The following is a 2,069-nucleotide window of genomic DNA, read 5'->3' as shown; positions in this document are numbered from 1 at the left end:
CGGTCGCGCCTGCGTTTTCAGGTCGCAGACCCGGCGACGGTAGCCGTCCAGTGCCTCCCGTGTGGCATGTCCCCCGGCGATCGCCCCGGCGCTCTCCAGGATCTCGCGGAAGAGGATCTCCCGGCACTTCTCCCTCTCCGGGCATGCCCTGTCCAGTTCCTGCTCCAGTCCTGCCCGGGCACTCTCTAGGTGGGCGTCGATGGCCACCCGTCCGAATTCACGCTGCATGGCGGCAATGAGGCCGGTGATCCCGGACTGACCGCGCCCGTCTGCGAGGTCGCGCACCTCTCTCCTGAGAGCCCGCAGTTCGTCCCTGATTTCACGCACGGGATCGTCTGCCGCACCGGTGGGACCCTCACCGCTATAGAATTCTGTATCTGACATTCCTGAGTACACTTTTGTAACACGCAGGTATATATCTGCTGAGTGCGAGAGGGATATGATCACCATGGTCAAACTGGTAGACGAGATGAAAGAGGCCTTTTCGAAGGTCAGGGTCTTCCCGGTGGCGACCGCCTCGAAAGACGGCATCCCGAATGTTGTCCCGATCGGTTTTTGCATGCTCATGGACGACGAGACGATCTGGATCGCGGACAATTTCATGAAAAAGACAATCGCGAACCTGAAGGAGAACCCGCATATCGCCCTCTATGTCTGGGGACCGGAGATCCAGGGTTGTTTCCAGTTGAAGGGCGACGTGACGATCTTCACCGAGGGCGAGGACTTCCAGAGGATGCGGGAGATCGTGCTGGCCAAGATGTCCCGGGCGCCTGCAAAGAGCCTGATCGTTATGAAGATCACGGAGGCCTACTCCTGTGCTCCCGGACCGGGCGCGGGGGAGCGGATCCACCTGGTCACCCCCTGATCTCGTGCCTGAGATCTCCCTCTTTTTGTCTGCTGTCCGTCAGGTTCATCTGCACCGGGGCCGAAAGGGGTGTGGTTCCTATGGTTAAACTGACACCTGAGATGAAAGAAGCCTTTTCAAAGGCGCCGGTCTATCCGCTTGCGACCGCCTCGAAGGCCGGCGAGCCGAATGTCGTCCCGATGAAGTCGGTCTGGCTTGTCGACGACGAGACTGTCTGGGTCGCCGACAATTACATGCACAAGAGCCTTGCAAACCTGAAGGAGAATCCCCGGGCGGCGATCTATCTCTGGGGGCCGGAGACGAAGGGGTGCCTCCAGGTCAAGGGTGACGTCGAGGTCCTCACCTCGGGCCCTGACTACGAGAAGATGCGGGCGATGGTGAAGGCGAAGTCGGAGAAGTACCCGGCGAAGTCCCTGATCAGGATCCGGATCACCGATATCTTCACCTGCTCGCCGGGGGACGGGGCGGGGAAGAAGGTGCTGTGATCAGAGAGTCTCTCTCTTTTTTAACTGGTGGACAGCAGACCCCCGGGGAGATCGAATCCGCCTATACCGTACCTTGTTGTCCCCCACCGGTGTCGCACAAAATTTTTTGAGGGACATATTTTGCGTTTCATGTCGCACAAGATATTTTGTAGGACATGGATGTCCCACAAACTCTTTCCTGATCTCTTTTGTGCGGATGCCGGTATGCACAACCTCTCGTGTGCGTATTGGTGGACGAGGGTGTGATACGCGCAATCACCCTCAGAATGCCCTGTTCACTCTTCCCGGGGTCTATCGCAATTGGGGGTCAGGGTATATTTTCGTCACTGGAACAATCTGTATTCACAAATAAATCGAAGGATCTTCAGGTGCTGCTGGTACAGGGAATGGCGAAATTTTTTGAATGCCATTGACAAGGCGAAAGAATCCTGCCAAAATGCAAAAAACGAAATTTTAGACCATTTTGTTGACGTCACCAAAATGGTCTCCCTTGCCAGGTCGACAGGAAAAACTTCCCGGCACCATTGAGAGGAAGGAGATAGACGAGTGATCCCGGACGACGTTAATCTCCTGTGAGGCCACATCCAAAATCCACACTCTGATAAAGCAGCAGTGGTGACAGAGAGCATTAGGAAAAACAAACGCGCTCTCTTCCGTGTTCCAAAAAAAAAAAAGAAAATTTATTCCTTCCTGATCTGCTTCAGCAGGCGGGCCTGCAT

General features: G+C 55.7%; 4 protein-coding genes. 2 read left to right on the top strand and 2 right to left on the bottom strand.

Annotation, left to right across the window (positions count from 1 at the left end):
* Positions 1–384, bottom strand: a 384-nt coding sequence (locus Q0520_RS09095; protein WP_298669145.1) for a hypothetical protein, incomplete at its 3' end; no start/stop codon positions are given.
* Positions 385–448: 64 nt separating this feature from the next.
* On the opposite strand from Q0520_RS09095, the gene Q0520_RS09090 reads away from it, so the two are divergent.
* Entirely contained in the window at positions 449–865 is a 417-nt protein-coding gene (locus Q0520_RS09090; RefSeq protein ID WP_298669142.1) for a pyridoxamine 5'-phosphate oxidase family protein, read from the top strand.
* A gap of 80 nt (positions 866–945) precedes the next feature.
* Positions 946–1,350 (top strand): pyridoxamine 5'-phosphate oxidase family protein, encoded by a 405-nt coding sequence (locus Q0520_RS09085; protein WP_298669139.1) that lies wholly within the window; start codon positions 946–948, stop codon positions 1,348–1,350.
* Positions 1,351–1,803: 453 nt separating this feature from the next.
* On the opposite strand, the gene Q0520_RS09080 is transcribed toward Q0520_RS09085, so the two are convergent.
* A partial coding sequence (locus Q0520_RS09080; protein WP_298669136.1) for a hypothetical protein occupies positions 1,804–2,069 on the bottom strand: 266 nt, incomplete at its 5' end.

It is taken from the genome of uncultured Methanofollis sp. (assembly GCF_937919355.1).
In the GTDB taxonomy this organism is placed as follows: domain Archaea; phylum Halobacteriota; class Methanomicrobia; order Methanomicrobiales; family Methanofollaceae; genus Methanofollis.
The sequence above is the reverse complement of the archived record's forward strand: the minus strand, read 5'-3'. Positions and strand labels throughout refer to the sequence as shown.